General features: G+C 64.3%; 12 protein-coding genes and 1 pseudogene. 4 read left to right on the top strand and 9 right to left on the bottom strand.

From position 1 onward, the window contains the following. Positions 1 to 155: 155 nt before the first annotated feature. Positions 156 to 590, bottom strand: a complete 435-nt coding sequence (locus tag AKN84_RS20955; RefSeq protein WP_016848368.1) for a cupin domain-containing protein — start codon at positions 588 to 590, stop codon at positions 156 to 158. A 320-nt stretch (positions 591 to 910) separates the two neighbouring features. Further along, complete coding sequence (locus AKN84_RS20950) at positions 911 to 1,567, bottom strand: glutathione S-transferase (RefSeq protein ID WP_050422521.1); 657 nt, start codon at positions 1,565 to 1,567, stop codon at positions 911 to 913. Between the two features lie 174 nt (positions 1,568 to 1,741). On the opposite strand from AKN84_RS20950, the gene AKN84_RS20945 reads away from it, so the two are divergent. After that, on the top strand, positions 1,742 to 2,965 hold the full coding sequence (locus AKN84_RS20945; RefSeq protein WP_128971038.1) for a polyhydroxyalkanoate depolymerase: 1,224 nt from the start codon (positions 1,742 to 1,744) through the stop codon (positions 2,963 to 2,965). Between the two features lie 188 nt (positions 2,966 to 3,153). Next, positions 3,154 to 3,948 carry a substrate-binding domain-containing protein gene (locus tag AKN84_RS20940; protein WP_050422520.1) on the top strand — a complete coding sequence of 265 codons (795 nt, stop codon included), beginning with the start codon at positions 3,154 to 3,156 and terminating at the stop codon, positions 3,946 to 3,948. 157 nt (positions 3,949 to 4,105) lie between these two features. Here the strand turns inward: AKN84_RS20940 and AKN84_RS20935 are convergent. From AKN84_RS20935 to AKN84_RS20910, 6 genes and pseudogenes are all read right to left on the bottom strand, one after another. After that, positions 4,106 to 5,841: pseudogene (locus AKN84_RS20935) on the bottom strand (bifunctional protein-serine/threonine kinase/phosphatase). Positions 5,842 to 5,901: 60 nt separating this feature from the next. Then, positions 5,902 to 6,720 carry a formate/nitrite transporter family protein gene (locus tag AKN84_RS20930; RefSeq protein WP_050403146.1) on the bottom strand — a complete coding sequence of 273 codons (819 nt, stop codon included), beginning with the start codon at positions 6,718 to 6,720 and terminating at the stop codon, positions 5,902 to 5,904. A 506-nt stretch (positions 6,721 to 7,226) separates the two neighbouring features. Beyond that, a complete protein-coding gene (locus AKN84_RS20925; protein WP_050422519.1) occupies positions 7,227 to 7,967 on the bottom strand; it encodes a transporter substrate-binding domain-containing protein in 741 nt (246 codons plus the stop codon). A 166-nt stretch (positions 7,968 to 8,133) separates the two neighbouring features. Beyond that, the gene (locus AKN84_RS20920; protein ID WP_050422518.1) at positions 8,134 to 8,559 is read right to left on the bottom strand and encodes a DUF4399 domain-containing protein; all 426 of its coding nucleotides are present in this window, start codon (positions 8,557 to 8,559) and stop codon (positions 8,134 to 8,136) included. Positions 8,560 to 8,596: 37 nt separating this feature from the next. Then, complete coding sequence (locus AKN84_RS20915) at positions 8,597 to 10,144, bottom strand: SUMF1/EgtB/PvdO family nonheme iron enzyme (RefSeq protein WP_050422517.1); 1,548 nt, start codon at positions 10,142 to 10,144, stop codon at positions 8,597 to 8,599. Positions 10,145 to 10,346: 202 nt separating this feature from the next. Then, positions 10,347 to 11,549, bottom strand: coding sequence for an MFS transporter (locus AKN84_RS20910; protein ID WP_050422516.1), 1,203 nt, complete (start codon positions 11,547 to 11,549; stop codon positions 10,347 to 10,349). Between the two features lie 74 nt (positions 11,550 to 11,623). Between AKN84_RS20910 and AKN84_RS20905 the strand changes: the two genes are divergently transcribed. After that, positions 11,624 to 12,424: an AraC family transcriptional regulator gene (locus AKN84_RS20905; protein WP_050422543.1), complete on the top strand. Its 801-nt coding sequence runs from the start codon at positions 11,624 to 11,626 to the stop codon at positions 12,422 to 12,424. Positions 12,425 to 12,594: 170 nt separating this feature from the next. Next, on the top strand, positions 12,595 to 13,947 hold the full coding sequence (locus tag AKN84_RS20900) for a malonyl-CoA decarboxylase (protein ID WP_050422515.1): 1,353 nt from the start codon (positions 12,595 to 12,597) through the stop codon (positions 13,945 to 13,947). 126 nt (positions 13,948 to 14,073) lie between these two features. Here AKN84_RS20900 and AKN84_RS20895 read toward each other — a convergent pair whose 3' ends face one another. Continuing rightward, a complete protein-coding gene (locus AKN84_RS20895; protein ID WP_050422542.1) occupies positions 14,074 to 16,446 on the bottom strand; it encodes a TonB-dependent receptor in 2,373 nt (790 codons plus the stop codon). Positions 16,447 to 16,455: the final 9 nt, after the last annotated feature.

The raw sequence follows: 16,455 nt of genomic DNA, 5'->3' as shown, positions 1-16,455 counted from the left end.
TGCGTACTCCGATGTTCACGGCTAGATGTGGTCAGCAGCCCGATACGGCGCACCACATACAGAAGCATGACGATCGGCCGCAGCCAGCGGCCGACAACAAAGGTTAATTCCTCCGCAGACGACATTTGCGATCCCTCTCTGATCCTGCTTGGCGATCATTTCCACGGCGTGATCGGCGGCACGGTCTCGGTCGCCGGCGGCACATCCACCGTCTTGAAATCGGCGGGGCTGACGATCTCGAGGTATTCCATGTCCTTCGAGTAATCGAACAGGTAGTGCGTGATGCCCGGCCGCTGGTGGATGACGTCGCCGGCCTCGACCAGCGTCTCCTTGTCCTCATACATGAAGCGCGCCCAGCCCTTGGTCATGATGACGATCTGGAAGTCGCACAGATGCTTGTGCCAGCCGGTGCCCTGCTCCGGCGGCATGTCGGGATTGGCCTTGACCAGATGGCAGATCACCTGCCCGCTGGTGGCATCGGCAATGCCAAGATCGCGATACAGGAAGAAGTCGCGCAGACCTCCGCCCTTGAACTCGGTGTCACCGGGTTTGACGTGGGAGAATTTGCTGACGACGGCGTGCTGGTTCATTTCAAGCCTCCACGGTTCTCGTGTTCGCGAGATCGCGGCGGGGCTCAGCGTCCAAATTTTCGGCAGCGTCGCATCGTCGCGGTCACAGCTCGAATGTTGCTATGCGAAATCCTTGCCAGCCCGATTGTGCTGCGGCGATCGGTCTCGCCATGCGCTGATATCGTGGCGGAAGCATTTGGAGCGAGGCGCATATTTGCGTTCGCCGCGCGCTGCGCTCGATCGCCGCGCAGCGCCCAATGCCTGACGCCGACGGCACGTCGATTGAGCAACGCTTGCCTGGAGCTTGAGCCACCGGCGCAGGCAGGCCGCGCGAGCGCTGCCTAATATTCGACCTCGAGCTCCTCGACGTCGGCAGGCTCCGCCTTCGCAGCCTCGATCCATTCCTGCATATCGGGCATCGCCATGATGGTCCGGGCATAGGCCGCAAGAACAGGATCGAGCTTGACGTCATAGGTCATGAAGCGGGTCACGACGGGCGCATACATCGCGTCCGCCATGGTGCGGCGCTCGCCGAACAGAAAGGGTCCCCCGGACTTGCCGAGGCAATCGGCCCAGATGGTGCAGACCCGGTCGATATCGGCCTGCGCCCGCGACCAGATCTTGAAGCCGGGAAAATGCCCCTTGAGATTGACCGGCAGCGACGACCGCAGCGTGGTGAAGCCGGAATGGATTTCACCCGAGATCGAGCGGCAATGCGCACGCTGGATCCGGTCCACCGGCAACAGCCCGGCATGCGGCATGATCTCGTTGAGATATTCGCCGATTGCCAGCGTATCCCAGACGGTTGCGCCCTCATGGCGCAGGCAGGGCACCAGGATCGAGGACGACAGCAGCAGCAGCTCGGCCCGCGCCGAGGGATCATCGGGCGCGGTGACCACCTCCTCGAACTCCAGCCCGGCGAATTTCGCCAGCAGCCAGCCGCGCAGCGACCAGGACGAATAGTTCTTGCTGCTGATGGTGAGTGTCGCCTTCGCCATATCGGTCCCTCACGCCTGAACGCGCCCTTAGCTCCCGGACCTGCGCACGGGTCCAACCGCCGCACCCCCGGGAGCCGGTCATTTTCGCAGCAAGCCACGTGCCAATTTGCCGGGCAGCCGGCCCGCCTCTGGCCTCGATATTGCTTGGCAGACCGGGCCACCGGGTGGATGCGTATGATGTCGATGCTGTACCAGGCCTATCAGAACCAAATGGACCTCACGGCGCCGTGGCGGACCGGCGCCGCGGCGGCATTGCGCTATCTCAATCTGGTGCCGCGGGGCACCTCCGACCGGACCTTCGGCCGGCTCGCCGCCGCGCTCGAGCTGATCTCGCGCTCCACCCTGAGCTACGCCCGCCCCGACTACGCCATCGGCAGCGTCACCGTCGGCAACAGGGAATTGCAGGTGACCGAGGAGGTCGCCTATGCGACGCCGTTCGGCTCGCTGCTGCGTTTCAGGAAGGTGGACGGACCGGAGCAGCCGCGGTTGCTGCTGGTGGCGCCGATGTCCGGCCATTTCGCCACGCTGCTGCGCGGCACCGTGAAGACGCTGCTGCAGGACCACGACGTCTACATCACCGATTGGCACAATCCGCGCGACATCCCGCGCAAGGAAGGCCGCTTCGGGCTCGAGGACTACACCGACCATCTGATCGACTTCTTAGGCCAGCTCGGCCCGCGCGCGCATATGGTAGCGATCTGCCAGCCTTCGGTGTCGGCGCTGGCGGCCGCCGCGATCATGTCGGAGGACAATCATCCGGCGCGGCCGGCGTCGCTGACCCTGATGGCCGGCCCGATCGACACCCGGATCCAGCCGACCAAGGTGAACGAATTCGCCAAGAGCAAGCCGATCAAATGGTTCGAGGACAATCTGATCAACTACGTGCCGATGCAGTGCAAGGGCGCATTGCGTCAGGTCTACCCCGGCTTCGTTCAGCTCACCGCCTTCGTCTCGATGAACCTCGAGCGTCACATCAAGCAGCACATCGATCTCGCCGACCATCTCGCCAAGGGCGAGACCGACAAGGCCGAGGTGATCAAGACGTTCTATGACGAATATTTCGCCGTGATGGATCTGCCGGCGGAATTCTATATCGAGACCGTGCGCGACGTATTCCAGGAGCATCTGTTGCCGCAGGGCCTGCTGATGCACCGCGGCCGGCCGGTGAACCCGGCGGCGATCCGGCGCATGGGCCTGATGACGGTGGAAGGCGAGAAGGACGACATCTGCTCGATCGGCCAGACGCTCGCCGCCCAGGACCTCTGCACCGGCGTGCGCACCTATCGCAAGGTGCATCACATGCAGGCCGGCGTCGGCCATTACGGCGTGTTTTCCGGCAAGCGCTGGAACAACGAGATCTACCCGCTGCTGCGCGATTTCGTGCATGTGAATTCGTGAGAGGGCTCTCTCCCCGTCATTGCGAGGAGCGAAGCGACGAAGCAATCCATCGTTCCGCAAATGCGGCGCGATGGATTGCTTCGCTTGCTCGCAATGACGGTGGATCACTAGCCACGCCTCTTCCCGAGCTATAGTCTCCCCGGCCACGACGACCCCCGCTTGCCAAGAATCGTCCAGGGAGAAACTCCATGCGCGCCCCTATCGCCTTTCGTGCTCTCACGCTCGCCGTCGTCGGCGCCCTCGCCTTCACCTCAGCCGCAGCCGCCGCCGAGGTCCATGTCATGATCTCGGGCGGGCTGACCGCGGCCTACAAGGCGCTGGTGCCGGAGTTCGAGCGCAAGACCGGGCACGAGGTGGTGACCGCCTTCGGGCCGTCGATGGGCACGACCACGAACGCCATTCCGGTGCGGCTGGCCCGCGGCGAACCCGCCGACGTGCTGATCATGGTCGGCTATGCACTCGGTGACCTGATCAAGCAGGGCAAGGTCGTGGCCGACAGCCGTGTCGACCTCGTGAAGTCGCCGATCGGCATCGCGGTCAAATCAGGCGCACAGAGGCCGGACATCAGCTCGGCCGACACCGTCAAGCAGGCGTTGCTCGCAGCGAAATCGGTCGCCTATTCCGACAGCGCCAGCGGCGTCTACGTCTCGACCGAGATGTTCGGCAAGCTCGGCATCGCCGATCAGATGAAGGACAAGGCGAAGATGATCCCGGCGACCCCGGTCGGCGAGATCGTCGCCAAGGGCGAGGCCGAGATCGGCCTGCAGCAGATCTCCGAGCTGAAGCCGGTTAGCGGCATCGACATCGTCGGCCCCCTGCCGGAGCCGTTGCAGAAGATCACGGTGTTCTCCGCCGGGATCGCGACGGTCTCGAAGGAGCCCGACGCCGGCAAGGCACTGATCAGCTTCCTCGCCTCACCGGATGCGCGCGACGCGCTGGTCAAGAGCGGGCTCGATCCGATTGCAGGCGGCGCGACGCATTAGGTTGGTTTTGGTTGCGCGCGTCGGCCCCTCCCCGTCACCCTGAGGTGCGAGCGGAGCGAGCCTCGAAGGGTCGACGGCACCAGCGAGGCCGATTCATCCTTCGAGGCTCGCTTCGCGAGCGCCTCAGGATGACGGGGTTGGTGACGAACTTGACTCCTTACCGCCAATGATGCGCACCATACGCCAGCAGCAGCACCACAACGAGCGCCAGCAGCAGCGTGGTCGACTTCCAGAACAGCACCGGGTTGCGCTCGATCAGCGAGGTCGATGACGTCGTCAGGTATCTTGCGTTGGGATTGCGCAGGTCGAACAGGAACTCGGAAAAGCTGTCATAGCGCTTGAGCGGATTGACCTGCACGGCGCGCTCCAGCGTGCCGTCGACCCAGCTCGGGATATCGCGGCCGCCATGCGCGGCCGGGCGATAGACCAGCCGGTTGAAATCGGATCGCGTCCGGGCGCGCGCGATCTGCGCGCCGTAGGGCAAGCGGCCGGTCAGCATCTGATAGGTGACGACGCCGAGCGAGAACAGGTCGGAGCGCGCGGTGCCGCCCTCGCCGAGGAAATACTCCGGCGCGGTGTATTGCTGGGTGCCCAGAATATCCTCGACGCCCGCAGGCACCGCCTCAGCAACGCCCGAGATCCGCGTCGAGCCGAAATCGATGATCTTCACCGTTCCGGTGGCGTCGATCATGATGTTGTCGGGCTTGACGTCCTGGTGCAGCATCTCCTTGCGGTGAAAGGCGCGCAGCCCTTTTGCAATTTGCTCGGTGATGTCGCGCACGGTCTCGAGCGACGGCGCCGGGTTGTCGATCATCCACTGCGTCAGGGTCTGGCCGTCGATGTATTCCATCGCGACGTAGAGGAAACTGCGCTTGCGTTGCGGCAGCCACGGCTTCAGCACATGCGGGCTGTCGATCCGCTTGGCGACCCACTCCTCCATCATGAAGCGCTTCAGATAGGCGCCATCGTCGCGCAGGTCGATCGAGGGGATCTTGATCGTGACCGTGGTGCCGCTCTCCTCGTCGACCGCGAGATAGATGTGGCTGCGGTGCGACGCATGCAGCTCGCGCACGATGCGATAGCCGTCGAACAGCATCCGGGCATCGAGCAGCGGCGGCAACGGCAGCTCGGCGGGCCGGCCGAACACCTCGCTGGCATCGCGTCGGGCAATTCGTCGATCCGGATGATCTGCGCGGTGAGATTGTCCGGGCTGCCGTTTTCATACGCCTGCTCGACGATCGATTTCGCTGTCGCATCGAGGTCGGCAGCGCCGTCCCTGATCGTCTTCGCCAGCTGCCGCGCCGGGACATGCTCGTAGATGCCGTCGGTCACCAGCAGGAAGGTGTCGCCGCGCTCCAGCCGCAGATTCTGGTAGTCGATCTCGAGCTGCGGGTTCACACCGAGCGCGCGGCCGAGATAGCTCTGCTGCGAGGACAGCACGACGCGATGGTCGTTGGTCAGTTGCTCGAGGCTGTTGCCCGCGATGCGGTAGATCCTGCTGTCGCCGACATGGAACAGATGCGCGGTGGTCGACCGGATCACCATGGCGCTCAGCGTGCAGACATACCCCTTGTCTTTGTCATAGGGGTTCTGGCTGCGCCGCGTCTGCGCGTGCAGCCAGGAATTGGTCGCCTCCAGCACGCGTTGCGCAGAGGTCTTCACCGACCAGGATTCCGAGGTGCAGTAATAGTCGGTCAGGAAGCTCTTGACCGCGGACTCCGCGGCAATGCGGCTGACGCTGCTCGAGGAGATGCCGTCGGCAAGCACCACGGCGATGCCCTTCAGGCCGAGCAGCGGTTCGCCCGGGATCAGCACGCCGTGGAAATCCTGATTGGTGTCCTTGCGGCCCTGATCAGAGAATTGCCCGATCGATATCTTCAGCACGCGCGGCATCGTGTGTCCCAAAGCGAATGGGGCTCTCCGTGACAGGAGAGCCCCATCTGCCGGCCAGGATCAAGCCGCGAGGCGCTGGCGCTTCGGCGCCGTCTTCACATGCGTGGTGTAGAGCGTGAGCCCGGTGAAGGCGAGACCGCCGGCGAGGTTGCCGAGCACGGTCGGGATCTCGTTCCAGATCAGGTAGTCCATGATCGAGAACTTCGCGTGCAGCATCAGCCCCGACGGAAACAGGAACATGTTCACCACCGAATGCTCGAACACCATGTAGAAGAACACCAGGATCGGCATCCACATCGCGATGACCTTGCCGGGCACCGTCGTCGAGATCATGGCGCCGACCACGCCGGTCGAGACCATCCAGTTGCAGAGCATGCCGCGGATGAACAGCGTGGCCATGCCCGCCGCGCCATGCGCCGCGTAGCCCAGCGTTCGCGCCTCACCGACGTTTCCGATGGTCATGCCGACCTTGTCGGGCTCCTGCGTGAATCCGAAGGTCGTCACGAACGCCATCATGAACGCCACCGTGAGCGCGCCGGCGAAATTGCCGATGAAGACGAGGCCCCAGTTGCGCAGCACGCCGCCGAGCGTGACGCCGGGACGCTTGTCGAGCAGCGCGAGCGGCGACAGGACGAACACGCCGGTCAAGAGGTCGAAGCCCAGCAGATAGAGCATGACGAAGCCGACCGGAAACAACAGCGCGCCGACGAGCGGCTGCCCCGTATTGACGTTGATCGTCACGGCAAACCAGGCTGCCAGCGCGAGGATCGCGCCGGCCATGTAGGCGCGGATCACGGTGTCGCGGGTCGACATGAAGATCTTGGATTCACCGGCGTCCACCATCTTGGTGACGAATTCGGACGGTGCGAGATAGGCCATTCGTAAATTCCCCTTGCGCAATTCGGCCGCGCCGGTTGCCTGCCGGAAGCGACGCGGGTTGGTAGAAATGCTCGTCCGTCCGGGGGAGATGGGGATGCAACGATTGCTCGAGGCGCCCGGGCCGGGCGCCTTGATCCCCTCACCGCGGCCAGCACTGGCTTCGGCAATCCGGAGGACGGCAGTCGTCGTTGACTGATGCAATCAAAAGCAATGGATGTGCCAAGCGGAGACGGTGGCGTCGGACTAAAAATCCGTTTCAATCCAATGGTTTAAATAACCTGCACGGGAATCCGCCGGCACAATGGCGCTGAATTATGCACCATGCCCAGATGTCGCCCACGCCTGACGCCCCCTCTCCATCTCCGTCATCCTGAGGAGCGCGCAGCGCGTCTCGAAGGATCGACGGCCACCAGCGGGGCCGATTCATCCTTCGAGGCTCGCTCCGCTCGCGCCTCAGGATGACGGGATGGAGAGGCAGAGACAGGGGCGACCCGCGCTACTTCACTTCACCTCGTCCGGACCGGCGAGCCCTTCAGCCCGTTATTGTCGTAGGCCTTGCGCAGCGTGCCGTTGGCGATCGCGTCGGTCATGAATTTGGTGACGAAGGCAGCCGCGAGCGGATGGTCGAGCGGCACCGCGACCGCGGTGACGGTCTGCTTGAAGGTCTCATCCAGCACGCGCGTGCCAGGGATCTTTTTGGCCATCGCATTGAGCTGATCGCGCGACAATGCGAACGCGTCGATCTCACCGCTCTTCAACAGATTGAAGATCTCGTCATAGGTCTGATAGCCGGTCACCTTGGCGTGCTTGAGATGCGCGATCGCGCCGCGCATCGTGGTGGTGGCGTTGACGGCGGCGACCTTGACACCGTCCTGATCCAGCGCGGCGAAATTCGAAATCGTCGAGCCCGGCTTGACGATATACGTGGCGTCGGCGACCTCGTAGATCGGCCCGAAGGTCATCCTGGTCTCGCGCTCGGGATCCCTCGGCAGGAAGGTGATGTCCCAGGTGTTCTTGGCCGCGGCGTCGGTGATCTGGCCGGAATTCTGGTGCACGACGTATTCAACGGGAACGCCGAGCTGCGCCGCCATCTCGCGGCCGAGATCGACGGGAACGCCGGCATAGCCGTTCTCGGTCCTGGTCGACCAGAACGCGCCGCCCGCCGGGCTGATCGCGATCGCGACCCGGAGCTTTCCGGTCGGCGCGATCTGATCCTTCAAGGCGTCGGCATTGGCGGATGCGGCCATCACAATCACTCCCACAACGAGGCCAGCCAGACGCAGCAGTCGAGACAACATCGGGCCTCCTCCACGCCGGGTCTTGTTCACGTCAACGCCCGGCCGGCGCGCAACAAACCGCACGAGGCCGCCTTGCGCAAGCCGTGCTTCGCGCAAGGGAGCTATCCGTATCGGCCTATTTGACGCGGATGGTGATCTTTTCGGAGACGACCGGCGGGTTAAACGGATAGTGCTTGGCGTCGCCCAGCACCAGCTGCAAGGTATGCTTGCCGGGCGCCAGATCGAGCTGCGTCTCCGTCTGGCCCGCTCCGAAGTGCAGATGAGACTTGTCCGACGGAATCGGCTCGCTCGGATTCAACGGTTCGTCCACGTCGACCAGAAGATGGTGGTGGCCGCTGTTTGGATAGTCGTCGCCGGCATGGGTGATGCCCATGTTGCGCAGCCCGAAGCGACACCAGAACGGGCTCTTGAGCGTCGTGCGGTCGTGCGGCCAGATGAAATACAGCTTGGTGTCCTTGCCGGCCGGCTTGTTCTGCGCGATGGCCGGACTCGCGAGCAACGTCAGTGCCGCAGCGAGCATGATCAAGCCTGCACTCTTCATAGCCCCTCCATGAAACCAGGCGATGACAGACGATCTCTCAGGGCGACAGCGCGACCCGGAAACCGTGAGTAGGGTAACGAACGTTGGTGTCGTAATTGTCGCGATTGGCCGGACGCACATAGCGCGCGTCGTTTTTCCAGGAGCCGGAGCGGATGACATGGGAGGCGCAGTCGCCGCCGGACCAGACCGAACCGTCGGCCGGCGCGCCCTGGTAGTTCCTGTGCCAGCAATCCTCGACCCACTGATCGACCCCGCCGCCCATGTCGTAGAGGCCGAACGGATTCGGCTTGAGGCTACCGACCTTGACCGGCTGTTCGGCGGCGGCGTCACCGCCGCAATCCTTGCAACCGGCGTGGCCCGATTGCATCTGGTCGCCCCACCAGTACTTCGATTGCGTTCCGCCACGCGCCGCGTATTCCCATTCGGCTTCGCTCGGGAGCCGGTAAGCCTTCTTCGTCGCCTCGGCGAGCCATGTCAGATATTGCTTCGCATCGCTCCAACTCACATTGGTGACCGGAACGTCGTCCTTGCCGCTGGCCGTGAAGCCACAGGCCTTGGCCGCCGCGCAGGCATTCCATTCCCGCACGGTGACCGGATACTTGCCCATGGCGAACGGCTTGACCGTCACCTTGCGGATCGGCCGCTCCGAGGGATCGTCATTGCTTCCCATCGAGAAGCTGCCGCCCTGCAGCGAGACCATTTCGGGCTCCGGCAATGCCGCGGGACTTGCGGACGGAGCGGCCTGAGGTGCCGCTTGCTGCGTCGGCGCCGCACTCGGCACCGGATTTGAACTCTGGCTTGGCGCGGGAGCCGGGCTCGATGCCGGCGGTTGAGCAGTAGGCGCTGCGGTCGGCGACGGTGCCTGCGCCACATCGGCCGGCTTGCCCCGTGGTTGTGCGAGCAGGTACCACAGCACGCCCCCGGCGATGATCGCGATCGCCAATCCGAGCAGCGTGAGCAGGATGGACTCGCGACGCCTGCGCGTTCGTTGGTACGCGGCAGCATCCGGCAGCACGCGATAGACCCGCACCGGATCGGTGATGTTCTTGACCTTCTTGTCGCCGAGCGATTCGTATCCGCAGACCATCTTGTGCTTGATCTGCTCGTAGATGCCGCCCGAGATGAAGACATCACCGGGCGCCGCGATCCCTTCCAGACGCGAGGCCACGTTGACGCCGTCGCCATAGATGTCGTCGGGCTCGATGATGACGTCACCGAGATTGACGCCGATCCGGTATTCGATCCAGTGATCTCTCGCGATCGCCGCGTTGCGGCCGATCATGTTCTGCTGGATCACGATGCTGCAGCGAACGGCCTCGACCGGGCTGTCGAACATCGCGATAAAGCCGTCGCCGGTGGTCTTGACCAGCTTGCCATGGTGCTCGGCAATGGTAGGCTCGATGAGATCGCGCAGGGTCCGCTTGACGCGCGTATGCGTGCCCTCTTCGTCAAGCTGCATCAGCCGGCTGTAGCCGGCAATGTCGCCAGCAACGATCGCCGCGAGGCGCCGCGGCATTGAATTGCCCGGAGGCTGTGTATTGTCGGGCTGTGACCGCCCTGACTTGAAGTCGCGAATTTCTCCCATGGCGCTCCGGCTACTCCAAAAAAATGCGCTGGCGGCGCAACCGGCGCCTTCGTCCCCGAGGCCCGGTTAAACTACCACACCTGCGGCCTGGAACAAAGTTCGTGGAGCGTGACCAAGTCACGGAATGAAGGCGGTGCCGAGCAGTGCCCGCCCGCTCGGGCGGGCGCACATCGCTTCAGCGACAACAGCGCGAACGCCGATATCAGCCCGCCTGCGCGGCGGGTGCCCGGATCTCGCGCGGCAGGATGATCGCGGCTGCGATGGCCAGCAGGCACAGCGCAGCGAACGCGCGCAGCATCATCGAGAAGCCGCCCTGGTCGTACAGCCACGCCACCAGCCCGACGGAAGCGCCCGCCGCGGTGAAGCCGACGAAATAGCGCACCGCATATGCGCGCGAGCGCCATTCCTCTGTCGTGTACTTGCCGACCATGGCGTCGTTCACCGTGACCTGGCCGAACGCACCCATCACGATGCCGATCGAGACCACGATCAGCGGCAGGTTGGACAGGCTTGCCGCCAGATAGAGGAACGGCGCCAGCAGGAACGAAAGCGGCAGCGCCACCGTCTTCAGCGAATATCTGTCGAGCAGCTTGCCGATCGTGTATTGCGTCATCGCGCCGAACACATAGACCCCGGCCGCGATCACGCCGAGCAGCGCCGGGCTCCTGGTCAGATCAGCGAGCCGTTCGGCGAACAACTTGGGCAGCGCAACCGTCACCGCGTTGAACGTGGTCGAGATCGCGATCACCACGATCAAAAGCGACAGCACCACGCGCCACATGTCTTCCTTGGCGACGCGCACCTGCGCTGCGGCCTGCCTGGAGCCCTTGCGATCCTCATGCACCACCGTCATCGCGAAGGCGATACCGATCAGCACGGTGACCGTGCCGGGCACGATGAAGGCCCAGCGCCAGCCGAGATACTGGCCGATCACGCCGGTGACCAGCGCCGAGGAGGCGACGCCGAGATTGCCCCAGACGCCGTTGATCCCCATCTGGGCGCCGAGCTTCTCGGCATAGGACACGATCATCGCGGTGCCGACCGGATGGTAGATCGAGGCGAAGATGCCGATCGAAAGCAGCGCGGCGCCGAGCTGCAGCGGCGTCTGCGCGAAGCCGACCGAGATCATCGACAGCCCGATGCCGACGAAGAAGATCACCATCATGTGGCGGCGGCTCCAGCGGTCGCCGAGCCAGCCGGTGATCAGCGAGCCGGCGCCGAAGGCGATGAAGCCGGGGGTCGCATAGGGCAAGAGTTCCGAATAGGCCATGCCGAGCGCCGGGCCCATGATGATGACGGCGGCGGCGAAGATCAGCATCGCGTAATGGTCGATGAAATGGCCGGCGTTGACGAAGCTGATCACCCGGCTCGGATTGTTGCTTGAACTGTTCTTTGGACTGTTCATGGACACGTCTCTCACGCGATTCTTCAATTGGCTCGAAATAGGTTATAGGTGCTTGTCCTGACGGGATGTCGCCAATGACTATCGCTGAACCGCCAATCAGAGCCCTCCACAAGGACCGGCGCGTCACCGGCGACGGCGTGCACATGGTCGCGCGCAACTACGAGAAGGGCGTCCGGCTCGAGCCGCACATGCACCGCGAGGCGCAGCTGGTCTATGCCGCCAGCGGCACCATGCAGGTGACGACGCCGAAGGGCCGCTGGCTGGTGCCCCCGGACCGCGCGGTGTGGGTCCCTGCCCTGCTGCCGCATGCGATCGACGTGCTTGCCGACATCGAGATGCGCACGCTGTATTTCGACCAGGCCTGGCTCGCGCGCGAGAAGCGCAGCGACAGCCTCAGGCACGAATTCGTGGTGCGGGTGTCGCCGCTGGTGCACCAGGCGATCCTCGCGCTGTTCGACGCATCATGCGGACGCGAGCGCACCGGCCTCCTGATCAAACTGGTGATGCTGGAGCTGCACCAGGCCGAGGATCCCGCGACCTTCATCCCACTGCCGCAGGAGCCGCGCTGCCGACGCGCCGCCGACATCGTGCTGGCCGATCCGACCAGGGACCACGAGATCGATGCGCTGGCGCGCACGGTCGGCACCTCGGCGCGGACATTGTCGCGGCTGTTCGCGGCCGAGACGCAACTCTCCTTCAAGAGCTGGTGCCAGCGCGCCCGCATCGCGGCCGCGATCGAGCGGCTGTCGACCGGCGCCAACGTCTCGGTCAAGCAGGTCGCCACCGACCTCGGCTATGCCAGCGTGCCGGCGTTTTCCCACGCGTTCCGCCAGGTTACCGGCAAGACACCGACCGCATTCGCGGAGAAAACGTGAACGCGGTTTGTCACCCGGCGCAGCCAAGACGAATGATAAGGCGAATTATACCGCTGTCGCGCTGCGACATATTTCCGTACGATCCGTGCGCTTGATTGCATTCCTGCCGACCTTAAATCCCGTGTAAGGTCCGGATTCACTGGATACGACCCGCTGGATACGACCCGTCAATGGCCAACGCCTTCTTCTCCGACCTGCTCTCCACGATCTCCGAACGCGGCCGCGTCCTGCTCGGCCGCGCCAGCCCGGCCGACGACAAGCAGGATGCGTCGGAACTGCTGGAACTGTGCGAGGCGCTGCTGTCCGGCCGCGGCGAGGCCTCCGGCACCGCGATGGCGCGCGAAGTGCTCGACCGCTACCACCATCTCGACGCCGCCGGCCGCCTGTCGTTCTTCCAGACGCTGGCCCGCGATTTCGGCCCCGATCACGCCAGGCTGGCGCAGGCCATCGAGAGCTGGCGCACCAAGGCCAATGGCGACGACGCCAGCGACCTGCATTTCGCTTCCGAGCCGCGCCGGCAGGAATTGATCCGCCGGCTCAATCGCGCGCCCGGCGGCACCGGCGAGCTGGTGTCGATCCGCTCGGATCTGCTTTCATTGATGAAGGGCAACAAGGACCTCGCCGCGCTCGATCGCGACGTGGTGCATCTGCTCTCGTCCTGGTTCAACAGGGGATTCCTCGTGCTGCGCAGGATAGACTGGTCGTCGCCGGCCAATATTCTGGAGAAGATCATCCGCTATGAGGCGGTGCATGAGATCCGCGACTGGGATGACCTGCGCCGCCGCATCGATCCGATCGATCGCCGCTGCTACGCCTTCTTCCATCCCGCGCTGGCCGACGAGCCCTTGATCTTCGTCGAAGTCGCACTCACCGAAGCGATCCCGGGCGCGATCGCGCCGCTGCTCGCGGAAGAGCGCGAGCCAGTGCCGGTCGAGAAGGCCCGCACCGCGGTGTTCTATTCGATCTCCAACACCCAGCGCGGCCTCGGCGGCATCTCGTTCGGTAGCTTCCTGATCAAGCAGGTGGTCGAGGAACTGCGCCGCGAACTGCCGAAGCTCGACAATTTCGTGACGCTGTCGCCGGTGCCGGGCTTCATGCAATGGGTCAAGCAGGCCGATGATGTGCCGCTGACCGAGGAGGACCGCCAGCTGCTGGAGAGCCTCGGCAAGCCCGATTGGCCCGAGAACGCCGAGCTCGCCGCGCAGCTGCGCGCGGTGCTGGAGCCGCTCGCCGCCTACTACTTCCTGAAGGCGCGCACGCCGAAGGGCCGGCTGATCGATTCGGTCGCGCGCTTCCATCTCGGCAACGGTGCGCGGCTGGAGCGGATCAACTGGCTCGGCGACCTCTCGCCCAAGGGCCTGCGCGAATCCGCCGGCGTCATGGTCAACTACCTCTACCGCCTCGACGACATCGAGAAGAACCACGAGGCCTACGCCAACAACGGCGAGGTGATCGCCTCGAGCGCCGTGAAGAAGCTGCTGAAGGGCGAAGGCCGCCGGCTGCTGGATATGCGGCTGGGGTAGAGAAAGACCACCGGCCTCTCCCCGTCATTGCGAGCGAAGCGAAGCAATCCATAGTCCCGCAGCGGAAGCGTGGATTGCTTCGTCACTATCGCTCCTCGCAATGACGAGTAAGCGATGACGCCCTCCCTAAAACCTCGCCCGCGCCATCAGCTTTACCGTGCGGCCCTGCCCGGGCGAGATGTTGTTGTTGCCGTCGGCGGAGGCCCAATAGCCCTTGTCGAAGATGTTCTCGACATTGAGCTGGGCGCTCCAGGTCTCGTCGATCTTGGCATAGAGCGCCGCATCGAAGCGGACAAAGCTCGGCAGCCGCACGGTGTCGTCGGAGGAGGCAAAGGAATCGCCGAAATAGATCACGCCGAGCGCCGCCGCCCACATCGGCGTGAACTGATACTTGTTCCACCAGGCAAACTGATTGTACGGCACGAGCTGGACGCGGTTGCCGGGCACGACTGTCGCCGAGGTGGCGCCGGTGATCTTCGCGTCGGTGTAGGCATAGGCCAGCGACGACTGCCACTGCTCGGTGACATGGCCGGTCAGGCTCGCCTCGACGCCCCGCGTGAGCGTGCTGCCGGAGGGAAAGAAGAAGCCGGGATTGTTGCCGTCGGGGATCGGCTGGTTGGTGCGGTTCAGATTGTAGACGGCGGTCGAGAACAGCAGTTTCGGATTGATGTTCCACTTCATGCCGAGCTCGACATTCTCGAAGCGCTGCGGCTGCAGGATCAGCGTGCCGTCGGTCAGCGAGCTGAACTGGTCGCCGGAGGCCGGCAGGTAGGAAATGCTGTAGGCGGTATAGACCGACATCTGCTCGATCGGCTTGATGATCAGGGCGCCCTGCGGCGACACCAGATTGTCGACGCGACCGCGATTGATGTTGGTGTTCATGTCGGTCGCCGACATGTCGAAGCGGTCGAACCGTGCGCCGGCGATGATCTGCACGGCGCGGGAAATCTCGATGGTGTCCCTGACATAGCCGGACTGGATGTTCAGCGCGTAGCGGCTGTTCGAGTCGGGCGCGGTGACACCGTCGGTGTTGGTGCCGGTGAAATGGTGAAGAAACGTCACCGGGCCGAAATAGGTGGGCGCGAACGGGTTCTGCACGATGGTGTTGGTGCCGTTGGGAAACACGCCGGTGTTGCGGATGTCGACGCCGCTCTGACGGCCGAACTCGGTACCGAAACCGACGGTGTGGAACAGCGGGCCGGTCCAGGTCTTGTAGGTGAAATCGGTCTGGTTGAAGACGTTGTCGCGGTTGGTCGTGTGCTGATAGGCGCCGAGATTGACCGCGGTGTCCGCCGGGTTGACCGCGCCGGCGAGCGCGCCGCCGGTCGGATAGACGTTCTGGTAGAACTTCTGGTAGTCGGCGGCGATGGTGCCGTTGCGCACCGTCAGCCCGTTCTCGAAATCGTGCTCGATAATGGCCATGCCGGTCTGCACCGTCGCCTGCGCGGTGTTCAGGCTCGGACTGCCGAAGAAGGTCGAGAAATCGCCGTTCGGCGCAAACGGCGTCGTCGGATTGAAGCGTGTCGCGCCACCCGGCAGTCCCTGCGAGGGATTGCCGCGATCGGCGGTGCGCCCGTCGTGGAAGTATTCGTAGCTCAGCTTGATCCTGGTGTTGTCGTCGGGCTTCAGCGTCACGGTCGGATTGATGCCGTAGCGTTCGAGATGGTTGAAGTCGCGGAAGGCATCGGCGCCCTCGTAGAACACGTTGAGCCTTGCTGCGACGTTCTCGTTGATCGCCTGTCCGGCATCGAGCGTGACGCGGCGATCGCCCCATGACCCGGTCTGCGCTGTCGCCTCATAGACGCGGTTGCCGTCGGCCTCCTTGAGCGTGCGGTTGAGCAGGCCGCCGCCGGCGCCGCGGCCGAAGGTCAATGCGCTCGGGCCCTTCAGCACCTCGATGCTCTGGGCGTTGTACATGTCGCGGAAATACTGCACGTCGTCGCGAAACCCGTTGACGAAGAAGTTGGCGCTGGAATCGACACCGCGGATCACGAGCTCGTCGCGATTGCCCTCGCCTTGATGCACGGCCACGCCGGGAATGTAGCGCGTGAGGTCGGTGACGCCCTGGTAGTTCTGGTCCCGGATCTGCTCCCGCGTCACGACGCTCAGGGATTGCGGGATGTTGACGATGGCGGTGTTGGTCCTGGTTGCAACCGAAGTGCTGTTGGCGAAATAGCCTGATGTGCCGGTGCGGGCATCCTGCGATTCCGTGAACGGTTTTGCCGCGGCCGCAGGCTCGATCCACCGCGCGGTCTGGGAGCGGCGGCCGCGCGCAGCGGTCGTGTTGCGCGATGTCGACGGCGCGCTGCGGCGGCGCTGCGCGGCCGGCGCGGTGACGGTCACCGGCGGCAGCGACGATGCGCCGCCTTGCGCCGGGGACGACTGCGCCTGCGCCGCTGACATTGTGAAGGGAACGCTGAGTGCAAGGGAGCTCGCCGTGAGCAGCGACAGCTTGGCAAGCAAAGCGATGCGACGATTATTTTGTGATCTCGATGTCATGACGTCGTC

This window comes from Bradyrhizobium tropiciagri, from assembly GCF_001189845.1.
GTDB classification, from domain to species: domain Bacteria; phylum Pseudomonadota; class Alphaproteobacteria; order Rhizobiales; family Xanthobacteraceae; genus Bradyrhizobium; species Bradyrhizobium tropiciagri.
The sequence above is the reverse complement of the archived record's forward strand: the minus strand, read 5'-3'. Positions and strand labels throughout refer to the sequence as shown.

Coding starts and splice junctions, on each gene's coding strand:
- AKN84_RS20955 (WP_016848368.1), bottom strand. CDS start 590: ATGAACCAGCACGCCGTCGTCAGCAAATTCTCCCACGTCAAACCCGGT.
- AKN84_RS20950 (WP_050422521.1), bottom strand. CDS start 1,567: ATGGCGAAGGCGACACTCACCATCAGCAGCAAGAACTATTCGTCCTGG.
- AKN84_RS20945 (WP_128971038.1), top strand. CDS start 1,742: ATGATGTCGATGCTGTACCAGGCCTATCAGAACCAAATGGACCTCACG.
- AKN84_RS20940 (WP_050422520.1), top strand. CDS start 3,154: ATGCGCGCCCCTATCGCCTTTCGTGCTCTCACGCTCGCCGTCGTCGGC.
- AKN84_RS20930 (WP_050403146.1), bottom strand. CDS start 6,720: ATGGCCTATCTCGCACCGTCCGAATTCGTCACCAAGATGGTGGACGCC.
- AKN84_RS20925 (WP_050422519.1), bottom strand. CDS start 7,967: ATGGCCGCATCCGCCAATGCCGACGCCTTGAAGGATCAGATCGCGCCG.
- AKN84_RS20920 (WP_050422518.1), bottom strand. CDS start 8,559: ATGAAGAGTGCAGGCTTGATCATGCTCGCTGCGGCACTGACGTTGCTC.
- AKN84_RS20915 (WP_050422517.1), bottom strand. CDS start 10,144: ATGGGAGAAATTCGCGACTTCAAGTCAGGGCGGTCACAGCCCGACAAT.
- AKN84_RS20910 (WP_050422516.1), bottom strand. CDS start 11,549: ATGAACAGTCCAAAGAACAGTTCAAGCAACAATCCGAGCCGGGTGATC.
- AKN84_RS20905 (WP_050422543.1), top strand. CDS start 11,624: ATGACTATCGCTGAACCGCCAATCAGAGCCCTCCACAAGGACCGGCGC.
- AKN84_RS20900 (WP_050422515.1), top strand. CDS start 12,595: ATGGCCAACGCCTTCTTCTCCGACCTGCTCTCCACGATCTCCGAACGC.
- AKN84_RS20895 (WP_050422542.1), bottom strand. CDS start 16,446: ATGACATCGAGATCACAAAATAATCGTCGCATCGCTTTGCTTGCCAAG.